The organism is Photobacterium sp. MCCC 1A19761 (assembly GCF_037389125.1).
Lineage (GTDB): Bacteria > Pseudomonadota > Gammaproteobacteria > Enterobacterales > Vibrionaceae > Photobacterium.
Genome location: NZ_JAZGTF010000013.1, coordinates 39,993 through 61,976, shown reverse-complemented (window position 1 = coordinate 61,976; position 21,984 = coordinate 39,993). Strand labels below are relative to the sequence as shown.

Below are 21,984 nucleotides of genomic sequence, written 5' to 3'. Positions count from 1 at the left end.
CGGCATTTGTCCCAGATCAAACCAAAGCCGGATATGTGGAAAACCACAATATCAAGCACTTGGCGAATTGCTGACAATTTCCTCAGGCCCATTTCACTGGTCACAACAAAGGTTCGCTATGGATACCACCAAACGACGATTCCTCAACAGCATCGGTGCTATTACCGCCGGTGCCGCCTTAATTCCGGTCGCCGGGACGGTTGCCGCCAGTCCCGTCATTCGCAACAACCAGCTGCCCGAGCGCAAAGGCCAGTCCGGCAAGCGCTACGCCATGGTGATCGACCTGCGCAAATGCGTCGGCTGCCAGGCCTGTACCGTCGGGTGCAGCATCGAAAACCAGGCCCCAATCGGCCAGTTCCGCACAACGGTCAAACAGTACGAAGTCACCCTGGATGACGGCTCGACCGCCACCCAGACCGTCAAGGCATTTACCCTGCCGCGGCTGTGCAACCACTGCGACAACCCGCCCTGCGTCAAGGTCTGCCCGGTGCAGGCAACATTCCAGCGGGAAGACGGCGTGGTGATGGTCGACAACCAACGCTGTGTGGCTTGCGCCTACTGCGTCCAGGCCTGTCCTTATGACGCCCGCTTTATCAACGAGGACACATTAACGGCCGACAAATGCACCTTCTGCGCCCATCGGCTGGAAGCCGGACTGCTCCCGGCCTGCGTCGAGACCTGTGTCGGCGGCGCCCGGATTATCGGCGATCTCAACAATCCAAACAGCGAGATCAACCGCATCATGGCGGAAAACCAGGACGACCTGAAGGTGCTCAAGCCCGAAGCCGGCACCAACCCCCATGTGTTCTATATCGGCATGGATGAACGTTTTACTTCCCAAATCGACGGTCAACCGGCGATCTATGATCCCCAAGGAGCCCACGCATGATGATCACCGAAATTCTTGTCCCGGCGCAGGATGTCGCCTGGCTTCCCTGGGTAGTGCAGTACTTTTTCTACATCGGTTCGGCCTATGCCGCCGCCCTGCTATTTGTGCTCAGCCTGCTGTTTCGCCGTCAGACCAGCCACCGGTTGCGGGCCGCGCTGGTGCTGGTGATGGCGATCGGGGCCATGGTCGGTCCGCTCGCCCTGACCGGCGATCTCCACCAGCCCGGACGCGCCTGGCACTTCTACGCCCATTTCACCCCTTGGTCCTGGATGTCACTAGGATCGCTGTTTTTGCCGATATTTACCGCACTGGCCGTGTTCACGGCCTGGCTGTACCTGCGCGCCGATCTCGCAGCCCTCAGTCAGAGTGAGCGCCCACTGATCCGTAAACTGGCCTGGCTGACGCTGGGGTCGTGGTCAACCCCGAACCACACCCTGCTGGCTTCCGCCATCGTGACGGCGCTGTCCGGGCTGACGATCGCCCTGTATACCGGTGCCGAGATCGCCGTCGTCGCCAGCCGCCCCCTGTGGCACCAACCGGCATCGCCGCTGCTCTGGTTCGTGACCGCATTTTTGGCCGCCGTCGGTTTCACGGCGCTGATCTACAGCCTGTTGCCGTCTGATCGCACCCACTCGGCGCAACTGACGCCGTTTGACCACAGATTACTGCGACAAACCACCACTTCCGCCGCGGTATTGGCGTTCCTGCTGATCCCGATCTGGGCCGCCAACAATCCCGGTTTTACCTTGTATGAGCGCTCAGACTGGATCATCAACCTGTCGGTGTTATCGCTGAGCATGCTGCTGGCCGCGGTGTCCAGCTGGCTGGTCCTCGGGCGCGAGCGGCAAGTGAGCCGACTCAGTCTGGGCCTGCTCACGCTCACCACCCTGGTCGCCGCTTGGCTGACCCGCTGGATCAGCATGATCGAAGTCCAGACCCTCGCCCGCTTTGATGCCGGTCCCTACCCTTATCAGCTGCCGCTCGGCACCAACGGCCTACTCGGCATTGCCGGAATGTTCGGCCTGTGGCTGGCGCTGGCACTGTTGGGATCGGAACTGATCCAGGGCAACGCCAAAACCGGGACCGCACCGCCTGATCCGCACCATCCCATGAACCACCCGCACATCAGCCAGTAAGAGGACAACACCATGGATAAGACAAGACGACAGCTATTAAAATCCGGTCTGGCGGTGGGCGGCGTCGGCGCTTTTGCCGCAGGCTACAGCACCACCGCCAAACACATGTTCGACGGCGTCCTGGAAGGCACCGCCGGGCAAGCCACCCGCCATCCGCACCACGGCAACTCGCTGGCACCGGAAATGACCGTCACCGACAGCGGCCGGGTTATTCCCAACCCGGACCAGCGGGTGGCCCCGTCCATGTGCTTCGGCTGCTGGACCCTGTGCGGGCTGCGGGTACGGATCGATAATCACAGCGACGAGATCCTGCGCATTTCGGGCAACCCGTATCATCCGTTGTCCCATCATGAACAGATCCCTTTTGAAACCCCGGTCAAGCAAGCCTATCTGGGACTCGCCGGAGAGGCCGGGCTGGCCGGACGCTCGACCGCCTGTGCCCGGGGCAATGGAATGATGGAGATCCGCAACAGCCCGTACCGGATCACCCAGCCGCTGAAGCGTGTCGGCAAAAGGGGCGAAGGCAAGTGGATCCCGATCAGCTACGAGCAGCTCATCGAAGAAATCGTTGAAGGCGGCGATCTGTTCGGCGAGGGCCATGTCAACGGCCTGCGGGTGATCCGCGATCTCGACACCCCGCTCGACCCGGCCAACCCGGAATACGGCCCCAAAGCCAACCAGTTGCTGGTCACCAATGCCGGAAACGAAGGCCGGGATGACATTCTCAAGCGCTTTGCCTTCAACAGCTTCGGCACCCGCAATTTCGGCCACCACGGCTCTTACTGCGGCTATGCGTTCCGCGCCGGTTCCGGTGCCCTGATGAGCGATCTGGACAAATTCGCCCACTTAAAACCGGACCTTGACCATGCCGAATACGTGCTGTTTATCGGCATGTCTCCCGCTCAGGCGGGCAACCCGTTCAAACGTCAGGCGCGCCAGCTGGCCGAGGCCCGTAGCGAGCGCCAGTTTGACTACACCATTGTGACCCCGAGCCTGCCGGCCGGATCGTCCAGTCTGGCGGCGGGAGATAACAACCACTGGTTGCCAATCAACTCAGGTACCGATTCGGCACTGGTGCTGGGGATGATCCAGTGGATCCTCACCCACGAGCGCTACAATCACCGCTTCCTCGCCCAGCCGGGCGTCCCGGCGATGAAGCAGGCCAACACTGCCCACTGGTGTAATGCCACCCATCTGGTGATCAGCGATGACCACCATCCGCGTAACGGCAGTTTCCTGCGCGCGTCGGATGTCAATCTGGACTATACCGGCCAGCCCTTATCGGACACCGACCCGTTTGTGATTGTCGACGCAACATCCGGCACATTGGGCATTCACACCCAAACCGGCGAGGCGGCACTGTTTGTCGATCGTGAAATCGCGCTCGGCAACGGCCCGGTGCGGGTGAAATCGTCCCTGCAACGACTGAAAGAAGCCGCATTCAAATACGATCTCGCCTTTTACAGCGCCCAGTGCGGCATTGCCGAAGAAACCATTGTCGATCTGGCCCGCCGCTTTACCAGCCACGGCACCAAAGCGGTGGTCGATACCCATGGCGGCAACATGCACACCAACGGTTTTTATAACTCGTTTACCATCCTGATGCTCAATGCCCTGGTCGGGAATATTAACTGCAAAGGCGGTGCGATGGCCAAAGCCGGGGGCTACCCGACCGCAGCGGCCGGACCACGCTATGACTTCACCAAATTTCAGGGCAAGGTCAAACCCAAAGGGGTGTTCCTGTCGCGCAGCAAATTCCCGTATCACAAAACCAGCGAGTACAAACGCCGCATCGCGGCCGGGCAGTCGCCCTACCCGACACGGGCCCCCTGGTATCCGATCTCGGCACCGCTGCTGACCGAGCATTTGTCCGCCGCGATTGACGGGTATCCCTATCGCCTCAAAGCCTGGATCAACCACATGGCCAATCCGCTGTACGGGGTGCCGGGCCTGAGCAATTTGCTGCGCGACAATCTGGCCGATCCCAAGCAGCTCGGCCTGATTGTTTCGGTCGATGCCTTTATCAATGAAACCACGGCGCTGTCGGATTATCTGGTGCCTGACACCGTGACCTATGAAAGCTGGGGGATGGCCGTGCCCTGGCACGGGGTGCCGACCAAAAGCGTCACCGCCCGCTGGCCGATTGTGAAACCGCTGACAGAAAAAACCGCCGACGGCCGGGCCATCAACCTGGAGAACTTCTTTATTGATGTGGCGAAAAAGCTCGAGCTGGGCGGCTTCGGCGAGCGGGCAATTCAGGACAGCCACGGCAACTGGCACCCGATCCACAGCGCTGACGACTATTACCTGCGGGCGGCGGCCAACTTAGCGTACGTCAAAGGCGGGGTCCCGGCCGCCAGTGCCGAGGATATCGTCTGGTCCGGACTTGACCGCCTGCTCCCGGCGATGCAACACGTGCTGACCCCGGAAGAAGTCCAGCGGGTTGCCTTTATCTTCGCCCGCGGCGGGCGGTTCGAGAATGCCGATCAGGCGTACCGCGACACGCAAATGCGTCACCAATGGACAAGGCCGCTATCGATTTGGAACGAAAAGGTCGGCACCTCGCGCAACACCTTATCCGGCAAGCTGTACAGCGGCTGCCCGACCTGGTACCCGCAACAATTGGCGGACGGAACGCCCTTGGCGGAACGCTATCCGGCAACAGAATGGCCGTTCACCCTGACCAACTTTAAATCAAATATCCACAGTGCGGTTTCAAACCTCTCGCCGCGCCTGAATTCGATCAAAGGAGTCAACCCGGTCTATATCCATCCGGACGATGCCGCCCGGCTGGGGATCCGCACTGGGGACACCTTTGAGATCGAAACCCCAAGTGCCAGTACCCGGGCGCTGGCGATGGTCATTCACGGCGTCAAACCCGGCACCTTAGGCATTGAGCATGGTTTCGGCCATCAGGAGCTGGGCGAGCGGGCCCACTGGATTGGCGATCAACAGCAACCGGTGAAGATGAAGTCCAGTGACGGGATCAACATCAATGATATCGGCCTGATTGACCCGACCCGGGAAGGCAAAGGCGTCCTGCTCGACTGGGTGGTCGGGGCGGCTGCCCGCCTCGCCCTGCCAGCCCGGATCCGCAAAGTGTAAGCCGCCCATCGGCGTGATCTGGCTGTCCCTGCAGGCGTCCCGCAGGCAGGGGCAGCTCACAGTTTCCCCGTTGATGTGGAAACCCACAATAGCCGCGCCGACAGCCATCACGATAATCGGTGGCTCAATCTAAAACCACATAAAATGAGTGAGATATGTCGACACGAACCCTACATTTCACGCTGCTCGGTATCGTGCTGATGAGCACCGGCGCCGTGGCCTCCCCACCACCCGCGGCGGCAGTTTGCGTCAGTTGCCACGGCAACGACGGCCAGGGCGCGCCGAACATGGCCCCAATGATTGCCGGACTGCATCCGAATTATATCGCTGACCAGTTGGATCACTTCTCGTCCGGCAAACGCCAGGATCCAATGATGAAAAGCATGGCCGATGGCCTGACCGATCCGACAGCCCGGACACAAGTGATTGATTACTTCGCCACACTTCCGAGCCAATTGCTGACGCATCCAGAGAAACGTGGCGCGGATGCCGCAATTTACAGCCAGCCACGCAAGCTGGTTTATCAGGGTGATTGGGATCGCAACATTCCGGCCTGTGCCACCTGTCACGGCGCCAGCGGCACCGGTGTTGCCCAATTTCCGCGTCTGGCCGGTCAGCATGCGGACTATCTGAAAAAGCAGCTCAGCGCTTGGAAGCAAGGTACCCGCAGCGGCGATCACGACGCCATGATGGCCAGCATCGCCCGTCAGCTGACCGATGATGAAATCAGCAACTTAGCCTTTTACTTCGCCTCATTACGCTACTAAGGAGCCAGGATGACTTACCGTATCACGCTGCTGGCTGCCCTGCTGGCCAGCGCCCCGCTTGCTGCCGACACCTTGCCAGATCGCCAAACTGAACTGCCGGCCGTCGCCAAAAAGGCCAATACCGATTACCTCAAACCACGTCCGCTGACGGCGATCCCCGACACCGAGTTCGGCCGTAAAGTCAAATACGGCTATTCGCTGTTTGTCGACTCGCAGCAAATGCGCGGCCGGTATGTCGGCAACGAGCAAAACTGCGTCAACTGCCACATGCAGGCCGGGATGAAAGCCAATGCCGCGCCGCTGTGGGCCGCCTATACTGCCTATCCGGCATACCGTAAGAAAAACGATAAGGTCAACACCTACGGCGATCGGATCCAGGGCTGCTTCGATTATTCGATGAACGGCGTGCCGCCGGACAATCACTCGCCGGAGCTGGTCGCGCTCAGTGCCTACGCCTACTGGCTCACCATGAGTGGTTTACTCGATAAATACGGCCTGCACGAGACGCCGGTTCCGGAACTGAGCGATGCTGAACTGATCATCGGCGGCAAGCGCGAAGACTTCATTCTACCGGCTGAAATTGCGGCTGATTTTCCGGTCAGCGAACGCGGCAATCTTGCCGGTCGCGGCTATCCAAAGCTGCCGAAACCCGCAGAGGAACCCTCCATTGCACGCGGTAAGCAGGTGTACCAATCAACATGCGCCGTTTGCCATGCGAGCGATGGCCAGGGGATCAAAGGCGCGGACGGCACCCAGTATTTTCCGCCGCTGTGGGGCAAAGATGCCTTCAACTGGGGCGCCGGGATGCACCGAATCAATACCGCAGCCTTCTTCATCTATGAAAACATGCCGTTGGGGAAAAGTGTTCAGCTGACCGAGCAGCAGGCCTGGGATGTCGCCGCGTACATGAACAGTCATGAACGGCCACAGGACCCGCGCTACCGGGGCGATCTGGACGCCAACGACCAGCGCTATCACAAGCATCAGGGTTACTACGGCGATGCGATAGACGGTCACAAGCTCGGCAGCCGTGCCTATCCGACCGCGACGGTCGATCCGCAGCCAAGCATCTGAGCCGTGAAAGGACCTGAAGGGGATCTGTTCGTCCTGCGGGATGCAGGACGAACAGAGCAGACACTAGGACAGACGTCAGGAGGTTAACTGCTCAGCGTCAGTCCGTCGGTCGTCGACACCGACTGCGTAGTGGTGGTGTAGGTTTTCTCTTTGACGGTAGAGAGCAAGTGCCAGGTGGCGGTGACTTGAGCCTGCGTTACATCCAGGCGCATAAAGCCGCGCTGCTGCAGGTTGGTCCAGAACAGCTCGCCAACCAGGTTCGGCATGAATGTCTCCACCTGAGTGATCATCGCCGTTTCCAGCCCCAGATACTTTTCCATCCCCGGCGATGACACCGAGCTGGTCGCAAACTCTACCCCGACCGGATCGCCGCCGTGGGTTTTCAGTTCACTGCACCAGGCGTTATGGGTATCTCCCGCCAACGAGATCAGCTTTTTACCGAGGCCGGAAGCCACCCCGTACAGCCATTCGCGCTCCTGATAGTAACCATCCCAGGCATCTAAGTTATACGGCAATGAAAGCGGATCGCTGGACGGATCGTTCAGGTAAGCCGCGATTGCCTGCTGGACCGCCTGCATCGCTGCCGGACGTTGTGCGTCAGTGGCTTGGTATAACCCCAGCATGGCCTGCATCACGGTGCTCGGTAGCTCCATTTTCGCCATCAGGATCTGCTGCCCCATCAGGCTCCAGGTGGCTGAGTTGGCCGCCATTTTCCCTTGCAGCCAGTTTTTCTGATCCGCCCCCAACAGTTGGCGCGGCGTCGTCTTGGCCTCGGTCACCAGCGCGCCGATTGCTGCCGGGGTCGGATTGTCCAGAGCGAAATAATCCAGCGCCTGATCACGGGCCACCACCCGGGTGTCCAGCATATACAGATCCAGCAAATTGCCGAGCGAGAAATCCCGATAGATCAATACACTGGAAGCCGGGTTTTCCCGCACCGGCATCCACTCGACCCAGGCAGCAGCCGCAGCGGCACGACGCTCCAGGAACACGCCTTCGTCCGCCTGATGATTTTCCGCCCCTTCGCGCCAGGTATCGTTGGCAATTTCATGGTCATCCCACACCGCGATCATCGGCAAAGCCGCATGCATCGCCAGCAGATCGGCATCCTGACGATACTGGGCATAACGGGCACGGTAATCTTCCAGTGTCAGACATTCAGTTCCACCACTCGGCACCCGGCCCAGTTGCTCGGCATCTTCGGTGGCATATTCACCCAGGCCGTATTCGTAGATGTAATCTCCCAGGTGCAGCACGGCATCCAACGGCGCTTGCTGGTGTTGATTGAGAATTTCGCGGTAGGCGTGGAAGTAACCCGCTGGATAGTTGGCGCAGGAAATCACAGCCAGAGACGCCCGGTCGAGCGCCCCCTCTGCCAGGGTTTTAGTGGTGCCAATCAGGCTGTCAACGCCGTTGCAGCGAAAGCGGTAGAAATATTGGGTTGCAGGGTTCAGCTGATCGACATCGACTTTGACGGTGAAATCCCGCGAAATGTCCGTATTTTCCTCACCACTGCGAACCAGCTGATGAAAATCGCGATCCGTGGCGACTTCCCAACTCACCGTCGCCTGACGCGCGGTGGTTGTCACCCGGCTCCAGATAATCACCGCCTGTTGCGTTGGATCGCCACTGGCCACCCCATGTTCAAATGCAACCGCAGCAGTGCTCCTACTCAGAGCAGTGGTATTTTCATTCTCACATCCCAGCAAAGTGGCAGCCACCGCTCCGGATGACAGGGTCCGCATGAAGTCTCGACGCGACAAAGACATAATCTTTCCTTTGTTATTATGAAGTTACCTGGTCTAACCAGTGCGACGAGACTCACATGATTTGATGACAATTGGGTGACAGTTATTTGATAGAATTTTGAATCTTACGATTTTTCCAGCGCATTGACCGACGTTTGCCACAATACAGCGCCATTTCCCTGCTGTGCCAGCGTATCTTGCGGGTTTCTCAGGTAACATTTTTTCATCGACAGGCACCCGCAACCGATACATTCCCCCAGCTCGTCACGCAAGCGCTGAAGCTGGCGGATCTTGTCATCCAGCCGGTGCTGCCATTGCCGTGCCAGATGCTCCCATTCTTCCTGCGTTGGTGCATGATCGAGCGGCAACGCCGCCAGCGCCAGCTTGATCTCTTCCAGGGACATCCCCAATTGTTGCGCCGTTTTGATCACCGCGATCCGCCTCAGCACGCTGCGATCATAACGGCGTTGATTGCCGGCATTGCGGCGGCTGAGGATCAAGCCTTTCTCCTCGTAAAAATGCAGCGTCGAGACACTGACCTCGCCCCGTTTAGCCACTTGTCCGACTGACAATTCCATCGTCTGCTCCCTTTCTTGATCCATTCCGATTTCGGTTGTCGTAGATATTAAACTATTTGCTGTTGACCTCAAGTTAACCTGAGGTATTAGGCTAAAGCAAATTCAAACGAACAAGGCCTCCCAATGTACAACAAAACCCTCCCTTATCTCGGCGGACGCTTCTTTGACGGCATCTCGTCCGGGATGTTCATGATGGCGCTGCCCTGGATCCTGATCACCGAATCCGGCTCCGGCAGCTTTGTCGCCCTCATCACGCTGATCTGTACCCTGTCTTCTTTCCTGCTGACCCCGATCCTTTCAACTCTTATTGATCGTCACTCGCGTAAAGCCATTCTGGTCTGGGTGCAGGTGATCCAAACCACCACCGCGCTGTTGGTGATGATTGCCGCGCTCAACCAGCTCGCCTCCCCCTGGTTGCTGGCTGCGGCACAGTGGATCTTCTGGATCACTAATGACGTTGCCTGGTCGGCCAATAATGCCTTTACCCAGGAAAACTACAGCCGGGAAGAGTACGCCCGAATCACCGGACATCAGGAAGTGGTGATGCAGCTGACGATGCTGGGCGCCGGCGGGGCCGGGATCGTCCTGCTTGAACTGTGGTCGATGAGCGAGTTTGCCCTGTTTGCCGTGGTTGCCTCAGGATTATCCGCACTGTGCTACACGCTTACCCCGTATCATCGCAAGCTCTCCCGGGCTTCAGCGAGCATCCCCTTCAGCCAGCAACTCAAGGAAACCGGCCACCTGTTCAGGCTGCAACCTCATTTTTACCTGTTTCTGGCCCTGTCCTGTCTTTCTTATCCGATGCTGACCTACCTGGCCAAACTGGTACCGATCTACTTTGCCGAACGGGGGATCAGCGGCATGTGGTTTGCCAGCTGGAATGTCAGTTACGGCATCGGGGCACTGATCTGCGGTCTGATCGTCGCAAAGCTGCTCCGCACCGTGGTGTTCGAGCGGGCGATGCTGATTTCCATGATGGCGATGAGCCTGCTGTTGATCGCCATGTCGCTTTATCTGTCTCCGCAAATCATGGTGGTCCTGGTAGTCATTATTGGGTTCTTCAATTCATTCAACCGCATCGCCCGGATCACCAAAATGAACCATGAAATAGCCATTGCCCAGCGCGGCAGAATCGACGGCGGACTGAAACTGTTTTCGACATTGGCTCAAAGTGCCAGCTACGTCCTGATTGCCCTGCTGTCGCATTACGATCTGACGGTCTACGGTTTTCTCAGCATTGCTCTGGTCATGCTGCTGAGCACCCTGGTGATGATCCAGCTCTATCGCCGCGGCGCCCATCAGACCAATCTCAGCACAGCCACCCCGCAAGCGGCCTGACAGGACATGAAGCTGGGGAGCCAAGCGCCCCCAGCCAAACGTCAGAGACAGCTATACTGTGAATTTGCAAGTATTAAACGGAAAGCGGGCTGGCCATGGCACTGACAAAAACGCCATTAGAGAAAGGCTTTGAAAAACTCTATCACCCGTTTCAGGCCTTTATCCAGAGCCAGACGACTGCAAGCCTGCTCCTACTGATCTGCGTTCTCATCGCCCTTGTGATCGCGAATTCTCCCTGGGCTCCGGGCTACCAGGCCCTCATTGATACCCCGGTCGGCTTTATCTTCGGCGATCATACCTTTGCCATGAGCCTCAAACACTGGGTCAACGACGGTCTGATGACCTATTTCTTTTTCCTGCTCGGGCTGGAAATCAAGCGCGAGATCCTGGTCGGCGATATCAACAGCCTGAACACCTTTCTGCCGATTGCCGCCGCCGCACTGGGCGGCATGCTGGTTCCGGCAGTGCTCTATCTGTCGCTAACCTTCGGCACTGAGGTCAGCATGGGCTGGGGGATCCCCATGGCCACCGACACCGCGCTGGCGGTAGGTATTCTGGCACTTCTGGGGCGCCATATTCCGGCAGCGGCCTTTATCTTTCTGACCGCGCTGGCCATCATTGACGACATTGGTGCGATTCTGGTGATCGCCCTGTTCTATTCTGACGCGATCAGCCTGCCGCATCTGCTCGCCTGCGCCATCTTGCTGCTGACCCTGCTGTTGTTCAACCTGCTCGGCGTTCGGAAGCCCGGCCTTTACCTGGCCGTCGGCGCCGGGCTCTGGGCTGCGATGCTGGGCTCCGGGATCCACGCGACCGTTGCCGGGGTGCTGGTTGCAGTCACCGTCCCGGCACGCCCCAAACAGGAACCGGCCTGGTTTATTCATCGGCTGCGCAATTTGCTGTTTCGCTTTGAACACATGGAAAAAGAACGCGCCGACGATACGCCGATCCTGGGGGAGCCCTCGCAACACACAGTCGCGCTGCATATCCATCAGGCGGCCGAGCAAGCCACCACACCGCTGCGCCGCTGGGAGCAAGTCCTTCAACAGCCGGTGGCCCTGTTCATTCTACCGGCATTTGCCCTGACCAACGCCGGGATCCCCATCAAGACGGATCTCCTCCTCAATATTGTTTCTCACCCGCTGGCATTGGGGATCATCGCCGGGCTGGTGTTCGGGAAAACCATCGGGATTTCGCTGTTTTGCTACCTGGCGTTGCAACTCAGGCTGGGACAGTTGCCGGGGAAAATGACCTTTCGCCATGTCATCGGGTTAAGCTTTCTTGGTGGAATTGGATTTACCATGTCGATTTTCATCAGTGAGCTGGGATTCAGCGGCCAGCACGAAGCACTGGTGTTGGCCAAAACGGCCATTATCGTCGCGTCGCTTTTTGCCGGGATCGGCGGTTATGTGTGGTTTAGATTTCGCGCCTGAGCCCGCCCGGAAACGGATGCGGGCAGAACATCTTTGATGTCTATCGCAAGGTCAGAAAATTTCTCCCTGCCTTAGGTGCAATTGGTTTAATATAATAATGCGTATATTATCAAAAACCAGCGCCAACGGTGCGCACGGCAGACGGGATACATGAATTTAAAGAGTCGATTAAGAGATAACTATCGGTATGTAGAACCCAATTTAGTTATCGTTGGCACCTTCGGAATGATCGGATTCCCCGCCTATTACGTCATCTGGCATCACCTGTTCCCGCAAGGTTATGAGAATTTAACGCTCCGTTTAATCTGCTCCGTATTATTTATTCCGTTTGTGATTAAAAATCACTTACCGGCATTTTTCACCCGGTTTAAATACCTCCATTTTGCCTTTTCCGTCGGCGTCGGACTGCCGTTCTTCTTCTGTTTTATGATGATCAAAAATGACTGGTCCATCATCTGGATGATGTCATTTTTGGCCAGTATCTTCCTGTCGATTCTCTTGATCTATGACTGGCTGCTGGTCCTGATTATTTCATCCCTCGGCCTGCTGGCAGCATTCGGTCTTGCTTTCCTGCTGGACGGCGGCATTGAAGTCGGCGGATTTCAGTGGTCGTATGTCGTCGTATTCAGTTTCGCCTATTTCGCCGGGGTGATTTTCAATTATCGCAATCAGGCAGAAAACAAAAACCGAATGCTGTTCGCCCGCTCTTTCAGTGCCGGGATTGCGCATGAAATGCGTAATCCGCTCAGTGCCTTATATAGTTCTCTGGAAGTTATCCGCGAAATACTGCCCGAGCCTGACAAACAGCAGCCTTGTGCCCTGACACAAACGCAACTGGCGCATATTCATGCCATCATCAACAATGATCTGGCGATCATTGACAGCGGCAATGAGACCATCAACCTGATGCTGAGCTCGATCAATAACCAGAAAATTTCCAACGACTCGTTCCAGAGTTATTCGTTGGTCCGGGTGATCGAGCACGCCATTCGCAATTACGGATACAAAAGTGCCGCCGAGCAACAGCTCATTACTTTTCACTATGATAAAGATGCGATATTTTTCGGCAGTGATCACTTGCTTCGCTACGTCATCTTTAACCTGATTAAAAACGCGCTGCATTACGAGAAAAAAAAGGATTTCGCGATCACCATTACCCTGAAAACCAGCGGTGTCCAAAATGTGATTACGGTGAAAGATACCGGGGTCGGCATCTCCAAAAACCACCTCCCCTATATTTTCGATGAGTTTTTTACCTACGGTAAAAAAAGCAACACCGGCCTCGGGCTGCCGTTCTGTAAGAAAGTCATTACGGCATTTAAAGGCCACATCAATTGCCGTTCCAGCCTGGGGCACTGGACCGAATTTACCATCACGCTGCCGAAATCCCACTCCAACACCATCTCAAGTTTCAAGCGCAAATTACTGGCCAATAAATCCCTGCTGTATGTAGGACAGAATAACAACGCTTATCTGTCATTGCAGCGGCTGGCATTCTATAACGGGTTTAAAGTTAGCCTGGTGTTCCCATCCGGCGTCACCGCACTGGACGCAACAACCCTCAGCCAGGATTTAATCATCGTCGATCTCGATACCGTGATGCAGAGCCAAGGGGCACTAACATCTCTGAGCCAACTCCTGAACGATGCCGAAAAGCCCGCGCTCTATCTCCACCAACAGGCACTGTCGCATTACGGGACATTCAATCCTCCGCCCAATTGCCGCTTTAGTCCGAATCGCAAAAACATTAATCATTTGGTACAGGAGATTGCGAACTGCTTTTTTGAACCGTCATCATCGCTGATGCTGAATGCCCCGGATAAAGCCGTCAGCAACACCGTGATGATCGTGGATGACAATGCCTCGCTAAGGACATATTCGGGGATCTTACTGGAAAAAAGCGGTTACCAGATTGTCTATGCCGAAAATGGTCAGATGGCCCTGAATTATCTGGAACATAACCCCATTGATGTCATTTTGATGGACCTGGACATGCCGCAGATGGGCGGCGTGGAAACGGCCCGGCATATTCGCCGGGACAAGCGATTCAGGCACACTCAAGACGTTCCGATCATTTGTTATTCCGGCGGACTCAACAGCGATGAGCAAAATGAATTAAAGCGGCAGGGTATTAACGATTTTTTAAACAAGCCCTCCCCTAAAGAACAACTCTTGTCCAAAGTCGCGGATTGGGTCTGAAAGACAGAAATCAGCCCGGTATTCTAGATACCGGGCTGTGTGTTATGCCGCAGAAAGGATCAGATCACCCGCAATTGCATCTTCTGCACCTTCCCGGCGACATACGACATCACGAACGGCGCTGGCCCGTCATCACTTTCGGCTCGTCATCACTTTCGGCTCAATCAGACTGCACGCCGAGAGAATATGATCGATCTCTGCATCAGTGACATCGCTGTTAACTGAAAACCGCACCAGGTTTTTGTTTTTCGGCGTCGCCGGCTGGCAAAACACCGAGCCAAACACCTGACAGGCTTCCAAATGATCGCGTACGATTTCCGTCTGATCTTCCGGGCCGGTTTCCAGTGCAATGATCTGGGATTCACTCTGAATATGAAAACCCAGGGCTCTTAATCCCTGACGCAGCTTCTCCGACTGCACAAACAGTCGCTCACGACGCGCATCTCCCGCTTTGATGACCGCCAGGGTGGCCTTGAGCACCTCGATTTCATGATTGAGCAGGGCTGAGCTGAAGATTGCCGGATGGGCAACAAACGGCAGGCACTGTCCAATTTTCTGACTACATAAAATCGCGCCCGCCCGGTAGGCAAAACTTTTTGCCAGGCTGACCGTCAGAAAATCCACATCGTCGGTCAAGCCCAACTCAGCAACCAAACCGGCTCCTTGCGGCCCGTGGGTTCCCAATGAATGTGACTCATCGACCAAAATGGCACACCCACTCTGTTTTGCCAACGCGACGATCTCGGTGAGCGGCGCGACGGTACCCAAGGTGCTGTATACCGAATCCACCAGAATCAACCCGGGACCATGGCGGCGGATCAATTTGCCCAGCTGACGGACATTGTTGTGCAGAAACGGATGGATCTCCCCCTGAGCATGACGGGCACCATCCCACAATGACATATGGGCAAAGAAGTCGATATACACCGGTGTATTCGGTGGCAGTACCGTTTGGATCAGCCCGATGTTGGCAGCCCACCCCGATTGCGACAGGATACAATGCTCATAGCCCGTGTACTGGGCCAATTGCTGTTCGAAGCTGTCGACTTCCAGGTCTTTGTGCAAGAAAATCGCGGACATCACCACGTCTTTGCGTCCCTTTTCGAGAGCAGCAAAATACGCGTCACGAATCTTGTCATGATTCGAGATGGCCAGGTAGTCGTTACTTTGTAAAACAATCGCACCTTCACTCGGCTGTTGTCCAAGCACCAGGTGCTGTTGGTTTTTACGGGGGTAGATGAGCTCGGTTAGATGAGATTCAATCTTTTTTTTACGAACGAAGGCAATGCTTTCGGGGATTGGATAAGAGTGTTCATAATATACCTCATTGATTATTTATATCGATAACAGGCATATTCCAGTCTCATCTTCTGACAAGACTGTCATTATGCCTATTGACCAATATAAAACAACAAGGCGCAGATGTACGCACCAAGGTGCAATGCAATTGATTACAATCTCAATTTTTTTGCTGAAGTGAGCGGAAACTATACGAAACACCGGCGCATGGCGCTATTTTTCCGTATGCATATACTTTTTCTTATAATCCGAAGACTTAGCAAACAATGCAAACGGCAGTACCGGCAGAATAATACCCCAGGCATACTGCAGATGATTGTGCTCCAACACCAGATAGCTACTCATCAGTGAAATGCTGACGATCAATACAATAAACAACCGATGAAGGTTGGGAAATTGATTGGAAAAAATAGCATATTGTCTAATCATGGTTCCTGCTCAGTCACTGATAAAAAGTGAAACACTTTATTTTAATTGTTGTAGATACCGCCCACCCATCATAATCACTATCTGGTGTAGGGCTATAGTTTTGGTCAACTTTTACTAATATTTCAGAAAGTTGCACAAAAATATGTTGCCAATGTAATACAAATCGCGTGCTATAACTTTAAATATTTGATTCGCAGTCATAAATTTTGAAAATCAGACCCCGTTTTCGTTTCAATTTTTGATGGAAGATCAACCTTTCAGACACGCCAATTGAAAACACACGATCCAGCTCACAAGTTTCAGACCGCCTGCGTTTTTTCTGACTTTAAATCCACACAAACACGCAATTTCAGTTCGTTCCGAACAGCAGATCATACTGCACTTGATGCACATCCGATGTCTTTGCCGCGATGACACGCCCAGCGGCGGAGATTATGCCTATCATGTGACATTTTTATGACACCAAACATCACTCTCATCCCCCGACAAGTTTGTATTTGTGGCTAACGACACCTATGTTTTTGCATAGATTAGAAAAACAAAAGGTGAGTACAACGTATGGATGCACTAACGAATTTAATCACCGCTATTAACGCTCAGGTATGGGGCGTGCCGATGCTGGTGATGATCCTCGGTGTGGGTATTTTCCTGACCTTTGGTCTCAGGCTGATGACCATTCTGAAAATAGGTACCGGATTCAAATTACTGTGGGCCGGCCGGGCTTCGAAAGCGGAAGAAGATAAGCAAGGGGAAATTAGTCCGTACAATGCCCTGATGACGGCACTTTCTGCAACGGTCGGCACCGGGAATATCGCCGGGGTGGCAACGGCCATTTTTCTTGGCGGGCCCGGAGCGTTGTTCTGGATGTGGTGTACTGCGCTGGTCGGGATGGCGACCAAATACGCGGAGGCGGTCTGCGCCGTGAAATACCGGGAAACCGACGAGGACGGCAACCACGTCGGCGGGCCAATGTATTACATCAAGAATGGCCTGAGTCATAAATGGGCCTGGATGGGGACGGCCTTTGCCATTTTCGGGGCCGTTGCCGGGTTTGGGATTGGCAATACGGTGCAGTCCAACTCCGTTGCTGCCGCCATGCACAGTAGCTTCAGCGTTCCGACCATGCTGTCCGGCTTTGTCATGATGATTCTGGTCGGCCTGGTCCTGGTCGGCGGGATCAAACGGATTGCTGATGTCGCCGGGAAACTGGTGCCGTTGATGGCTGTCTTCTATGTCGGTTCCGGCCTGCTGATCCTCGGGATCCACATTGCAGACATTCCGGCAGCCATCGGCCTGATTCTGACCAGCGCCTTCAGCCCGGTTGCCGCGCAAGGTGGTTTCGCCGGAGCCGCCGTCTGGGCTGCCATCCGATTCGGCGTCGCCCGGGGCATCTTCTCCAACGAAGCCGGTTTAGGCAGTGCTCCCATCGCCCATGCTGCCGCTCAGACCCGGAACCCGGTCAATCAGGGATTAGTGGCAATGCTCGGAACCTTTATTGATACGATAGTCATTTGCAGCATTACCGGACTGGTGATTGTGGTCACCGGAGTCTGGCAAAGCGGCGAAACCGGCGCTGCCCTGACCTCGTCTGCATTTGCCGCCACCTTACCCGGCGTCGGCGATTACCTGGTCGCGATTTCGCTGTCGATCTTTGCCTTTACCACTATTCTCGGCTGGAGCTTTTACAGTGAAAAATGTGTTCAGTTTCTGTTCGGTGTGAAGGCGATTATTCCCTTCCGCATTCTGTGGATCATCGCGGTGCCGATCGGCGCGACCGGATCGCTGGAGTTTATCTGGCTGTTGGCCGACACCCTCAATGCCATGATGGCCATCCCGAACCTGATTGCCCTTTTGCTGCTCAGTCCGGTGGTGTTCAAGCTGACCCGCGAATACTTTGCTGCCCAGGCAGAGAGCACTCAGAAGTCAGAATAATTTCAGCCGCATATCGATCAAAACAGCATCCCGAAGGATGCTGTTTTGGTCTCAGGCCAGCGATTGCTGACCGCATGCCGAAAGACGGCATCACCCTTGGGTGACAACGCCCTGAACATGCGCCAGAAATTGCGCCGTATCCATTTCACCGACAACCCGATGCTGGTCTAACTCCTGCCCCTCGCTGTCAAAAAACAGAATGGCCGGAGGGCCGAACAGCTGATACTCCGCCAGCCAGGCGGCCTGGGCCTCCGTATTTGCCGTGACATCCAGCTTGTGCGCGTTCAACTGGGCGAGTAGGTCGCGCACTTGCGGATCTCGGAACACGGTTCTGTCCATCACCTTACACGAAGCGCACCAGTCGGCATACAAGTCCACCATGGTGATCTGGCCTGCCGGTGCGGCTTTGATCCCGGCAACCAGCGTCTCCACCGACGTTGTCTTCTGGAACGGGCTGACTTGCGCGGCAGCCGCCGGCTGTCCGCCCCCGCCGAGCTGGCTCAGAGGATCGAAGGGATCTTCAGCGCCGGTCATCATCCCGATAAACAGCATCACCCCGTACACCAGTGACACGAAAGCCAGTGATTTCCGGGTTCGTTGCCAGCCACTTTGCGCCGCTTCCAGCGCCCCGAAATGGATGGCACTGCCAATCAAGAGTGCTGCCCACAAGCCCAGTGTCACCCAAGCCGCTGCGAACCGGCTCACCAGCAGGATCGCTACGGCCAGCAACATCACCCCGAAGAGGTGTTTCACAGCAATCATCCACGGACCGCTACGTGGCAGGAACTTCCCGCCCGAGGTGCCGATCACCACCAGCGGCACGCCCATCCCGAGGGCCAGAACGAACAAGCTGGTTCCGCCGACGACCCAATCCTGCGTGGTCGAGACATACAACAAGGCTCCGGCCAGCGGCGCAGATACGCACGGCGAAACCACCAGCGCGGACACCGCGCCCATCACGAACACCGTCAAGGCTTTGCCGCCACTCAGGCGCTGCGACTGACTGTTCAGTGCCACCTGCAAGCGGGAAGGCAGTTGCAGCTCATACAGCCCAAACATGGCCAGCGACAACACAACGAACAGCGCCGCAAACAGGCTCAGGACCCAGGTTTGCTGCATCGCCGTTTGCAAGTTCAAGCCCTGACCCATCGTCGCGGTCACCACCCCGGCCAACGCATAGCTGGACGCCATGCCCAGCACATAGGCCAGTGAAATCCGAAATCCTTTCCAGCCGCTCATCGACTCTCCCTGACCGCCGATAATACTCGACAGGATCGGGATCATCGGCAGCACGCAAGGCGTGAGAGACAAGCCCAGCCCCAGCAGGAAAAACAGGCCCATGGCTTGCAGGAAGCTGGCATTTTGCAAGACTGCCGACAGGCCCTGCGTATCCTGGGCCAAGTCAGTCTCCAGCGCTAAACTGTTCTGCTGCGCTAAATTATTCTCCAGCGCTACAGGCCGGGCGCTCACCTGGCTTTGAGGCTGCGCCGGAGCAGATGCCGCGTTCAGCGCCAGCTTCTTAGTTTGCGGCAGATAGCACAAGCCATCATCGGCACAGCCCTGGAAGCGAACTTTAGCCGTCCCCTCTCCCCGGTAAGGAATCGTGATGCTCAACGGCTCATGATATACCTTCACCAACCCGAAGTTCGGGTCCTGCTGCTGCTCCGGCGTCAAGGCATAACGCGGCTCACCCAGCTCCAGCGTCTCGTCAACGGCTTTAAACGAAAAGCGCTTGTGATACAGGTAATATCCGGCAGCCGTATCAAATTGCACCACCAGTTCACCGCCATCGGGACCGGCTTGCTGGTGATAGGAAAACGGAAAGGCCTGCTCAACCGGCAGGAAGGTTTTCTCGTCCGATGCCCAAGCCGTCAGGCTCATGCACAACGTCAGGAAGAGACCGACCAGCCACTGGGCAGCAGGTGAAATCATTGAGGTAGTCCTTTTCATGATGTTAAAAATCTTGTGTCTTGATGAACATTCAGCTGGTGATCCACCAGCGCAAAACCGACCGGTTCAGCAACCGTCAACGTCGGATCAATCGTCAGCGCCGTACTGAAAATACCGGCCTGCAGTGCGGTGGGTGCCACTACAGTTGCGGACAGCACCTGATGATGGGTGCCCTGCGCCGCTAAAATATGGGACGTTTGCTGATCAGAAAACTGATGCTGGCGGGCATAATGCGCAGACGTCGTCAGGGCCTGATCGCGCAGCGGCAGTGCAAACAGTGGCTGCGACGGATCGCGGGGATTACGAACCGCAACCACAAAATCACTGCCGTCCGGCTTCCCGCCGGCGACCCGGAGATCGCCGCCAAAGTTGACCAAAATCCCATCCACATGTGCAGCCAGCGCGATCTCCACCGCCTGATCCACCGCCACTTCCTTAATCACGCCACCGAGATCAACCCGGGTATGCGAGTGGTGAAAACGGATCCCGCCCGCCTCAAGTTGCCAGGCATCCAGCCCCATATAGGAGCTGACTTGCTGATAAATCGCTTGCTTGGCCAACGACGGAGATTGCTGCTGCCAGTGCTTCACCGTTCCGATAGTGATATCAAATATCCCGTTGCAGGCACTGCTATGGGCGCGCACTGCGCTGAGGATTGCCAGGGTTTCTTCATCCAGTGCCACCCAGCTGTCCTGCCGCTGGTTCAGCTGTCGGGACAGCATCGACGCCGGATCATAAAAATTGAACATCTGCTCCAACCGCCGGGTATTGGCTTCGATGCGGCGGGCAATGTGTGCCGCATCGGGCGAAAACAGCTGTACTTCGCAGGGCACCGTCATCGCCGTAAAGGTATGAACATACGGTGAGTTAGTATTCATAGGTGGCTCCCAGTACCCACCAACGACTTTCGTAGCCATTGCTCTGCTCGTAGTAAGCCGCCAACGCATTCAGGCGCAGTTTTGCCGTGACTTTCAGGCTGGCACCCAGCTCATACGCATTGGCGGTAAAACCGCCGAGGCGTAAATCTGACGTTGCGTACCCTGTTGCGGCAAAAGTCGGATCGTCCGCGCCCGGATCCCGGTAGAAATTGGCCCCTTCCTGGTGATACCAGAAATAGCCCGGTGCCAGCATCAGCCAGTCGGTCAGATGGATATTCATCTTGCCGCCCAGTTGGTGTGAGCTCACGCCCCAGTCGTCAATAAAGAATTTATACTTCGGGCGCACCACCACCCGCTGATTCACACTGTAAAACGCCTGAACATTCAACCCGCCGGAGATGCGGGTATCTGGCCGGGAGTCCTGCGCCAGAAAAACTTCATCGCTGCCAATCGTGCCATCACCGTTGATGTCGATCTCGCGCAAGACGGTCAGGTAGTGATTACTCAAATACCCGCTGCGATAACCACCGTAAAGCGTGAAGGTGCTATAGAAATTCGGAGTAAATACCTGCGACAAACCCGCCTCAAGACTCCCGGTAAAAATGTCTTCCCATTTCTGATCATTGGTACTCTGCTCAAGCTTCTCGAACGCCTTGGTTTTGTCAAACAGCAACGAGCCGCCCAGAGTATAGGAGCGATTTTTGCGTTTATCAGCATAAAACAAGACCTGAGCATTGGTGCCCACGCTCTCGTAATCTTCTTCTTCGGAATAATTGGTGCCAAACGACCATTCGCGACGCTCGGCATCCCGGTAGGTCACATTCATACTCCCGGAATAGCGCTTATCATCGAGATCATAAGGCTGAATCTGATAGCCGCTGCGGTGGGGATCATACCCGGCCCGGATCACTTCGGAAGTTGCCTCCTGCGCCGCCTGCATCCGGCGTCTCCGCTCTTCAAGATCTGCCGCGCTGGACAGCGGCGTGGTCGGTCCCCAAGCCGGTGAGGCACCGGAAACCGAGTCGTAGCCCAATTCCCCGGTAATGGTCCAGTCCACACCAAAGTTTTTCTCAACAGACAGAATGTTATCGCCCGCCTTAATCTTGTCGCCGTACTCCTCAAAATTCATATGGTGAATCGAGATATGATCGGCGCCCAGTGCCGGCGCAGCAACTGCGAGAGTTCCCAGCAAGGTTAAAGGTAATTTTTTACTCATGAATGATTCTGAT

15 protein-coding genes and 1 pseudogene are annotated in these 21,984 nt (G+C 56.0%); 9 read left to right on the top strand and 7 right to left on the bottom strand.

What is annotated here, in order from left to right; translation table 11 throughout:
• Positions 1-118 precede the first annotated feature (118 nt).
• From dsrO to VV869_RS14145, 5 genes are all read left to right on the top strand, one after another.
• On the top strand, positions 119-889 hold the full coding sequence (dsrO, locus tag VV869_RS14165) for a sulfate reduction electron transfer complex DsrMKJOP subunit DsrO (RefSeq protein ID WP_337735566.1): 771 nt from the start codon (positions 119-121) through the stop codon (positions 887-889).
• A complete protein-coding gene (gene nrfD / locus VV869_RS14160) occupies positions 886-2,025 on the top strand; it encodes an NrfD/PsrC family molybdoenzyme membrane anchor subunit (RefSeq protein ID WP_337735565.1) in 1,140 nt (379 codons plus the stop codon). Before dsrO ends, nrfD begins: the two co-directional genes overlap by 4 nt.
• A gap of 12 nt (positions 2,026-2,037) precedes the next feature.
• Positions 2,038-5,130, top strand: coding sequence for a tetrathionate reductase subunit A (locus VV869_RS14155; protein ID WP_337735564.1), 3,093 nt, complete (start codon positions 2,038-2,040; stop codon positions 5,128-5,130).
• Positions 5,131-5,285: 155 nt separating this feature from the next.
• Positions 5,286-5,897 (top strand): c-type cytochrome, encoded by a 612-nt coding sequence (locus VV869_RS14150; RefSeq protein WP_337735563.1) that lies wholly within the window; start codon positions 5,286-5,288, stop codon positions 5,895-5,897.
• 9 nt (positions 5,898-5,906) lie between these two features.
• Positions 5,907-6,971: a c-type cytochrome gene (locus VV869_RS14145; protein ID WP_337735562.1), complete on the top strand. Its 1,065-nt coding sequence runs from the start codon at positions 5,907-5,909 to the stop codon at positions 6,969-6,971.
• 83 nt (positions 6,972-7,054) lie between these two features.
• On the opposite strand, the gene VV869_RS14140 is transcribed toward VV869_RS14145, so the two are convergent.
• A complete protein-coding gene (locus tag VV869_RS14140; protein WP_337735561.1) occupies positions 7,055-8,740 on the bottom strand; it encodes an alkaline phosphatase D family protein in 1,686 nt (561 codons plus the stop codon).
• Positions 8,741-8,844: 104 nt separating this feature from the next.
• Positions 8,845-9,297 carry a redox-sensitive transcriptional activator SoxR gene (gene soxR / locus VV869_RS14135; RefSeq protein WP_337735560.1) on the bottom strand — a complete coding sequence of 151 codons (453 nt, stop codon included), beginning with the start codon at positions 9,295-9,297 and terminating at the stop codon, positions 8,845-8,847.
• Between the two features lie 123 nt (positions 9,298-9,420).
• On the opposite strand from soxR, the gene VV869_RS14130 reads away from it, so the two are divergent.
• The 3 genes from VV869_RS14130 to VV869_RS14120 all read left to right on the top strand — a co-directional run bounded on the left by VV869_RS14130 (position 9,421) and on the right by VV869_RS14120 (position 14,267).
• Entirely contained in the window at positions 9,421-10,635 is a 1,215-nt protein-coding gene (locus VV869_RS14130) for an MFS transporter (protein ID WP_337735559.1), read from the top strand.
• A gap of 95 nt (positions 10,636-10,730) precedes the next feature.
• Positions 10,731-12,068, top strand: coding sequence for a Na+/H+ antiporter NhaA (gene nhaA / locus VV869_RS14125; RefSeq protein WP_337735558.1), 1,338 nt, complete (start codon positions 10,731-10,733; stop codon positions 12,066-12,068).
• A gap of 225 nt (positions 12,069-12,293) precedes the next feature.
• A complete protein-coding gene (locus tag VV869_RS14120) occupies positions 12,294-14,267 on the top strand; it encodes an ATP-binding response regulator (RefSeq protein ID WP_337735557.1) in 1,974 nt (657 codons plus the stop codon).
• 132 nt (positions 14,268-14,399) lie between these two features.
• Here VV869_RS14120 and cqsA read toward each other — a convergent pair.
• Positions 14,400-15,583, bottom strand: a pseudogene (cqsA, locus tag VV869_RS14115) (alpha-hydroxyketone-type quorum-sensing autoinducer synthase).
• Positions 15,584-15,779: 196 nt separating this feature from the next.
• Positions 15,780-15,995, bottom strand: coding sequence for a hypothetical protein (locus tag VV869_RS14110; RefSeq protein ID WP_337735556.1), 216 nt, complete (start codon positions 15,993-15,995; stop codon positions 15,780-15,782).
• A gap of 558 nt (positions 15,996-16,553) precedes the next feature.
• Here VV869_RS14110 and VV869_RS14105 point away from each other — a divergent pair.
• Positions 16,554-17,927, top strand: a complete 1,374-nt coding sequence (locus VV869_RS14105) for an alanine/glycine:cation symporter family protein (RefSeq protein ID WP_337735555.1) — start codon at positions 16,554-16,556, stop codon at positions 17,925-17,927.
• A 90-nt stretch (positions 17,928-18,017) separates the two neighbouring features.
• Here the strand turns inward: VV869_RS14105 and dsbD are convergent, their stop codons facing one another.
• The 3 genes from dsbD to VV869_RS14090 are packed head-to-tail and all read right to left on the bottom strand — an operon-like array spanning position 18,018 to position 21,971.
• Positions 18,018-19,859 (bottom strand): protein-disulfide reductase DsbD, encoded by a 1,842-nt coding sequence (gene dsbD / locus VV869_RS14100; protein ID WP_337735554.1) that lies wholly within the window; start codon positions 19,857-19,859, stop codon positions 18,018-18,020.
• 14 nt (positions 19,860-19,873) lie between these two features.
• Positions 19,874-20,755: an FAD:protein FMN transferase gene (locus tag VV869_RS14095; RefSeq protein ID WP_337735553.1), complete on the bottom strand. Its 882-nt coding sequence runs from the start codon at positions 20,753-20,755 to the stop codon at positions 19,874-19,876.
• Entirely contained in the window at positions 20,745-21,971 is a 1,227-nt protein-coding gene (locus VV869_RS14090) for a DUF3570 domain-containing protein (RefSeq protein WP_337735552.1), read from the bottom strand. Before VV869_RS14090 ends, VV869_RS14095 begins: the two co-directional genes overlap by 11 nt.
• Between the last annotated feature and the right edge of the window lie 13 nt (positions 21,972-21,984).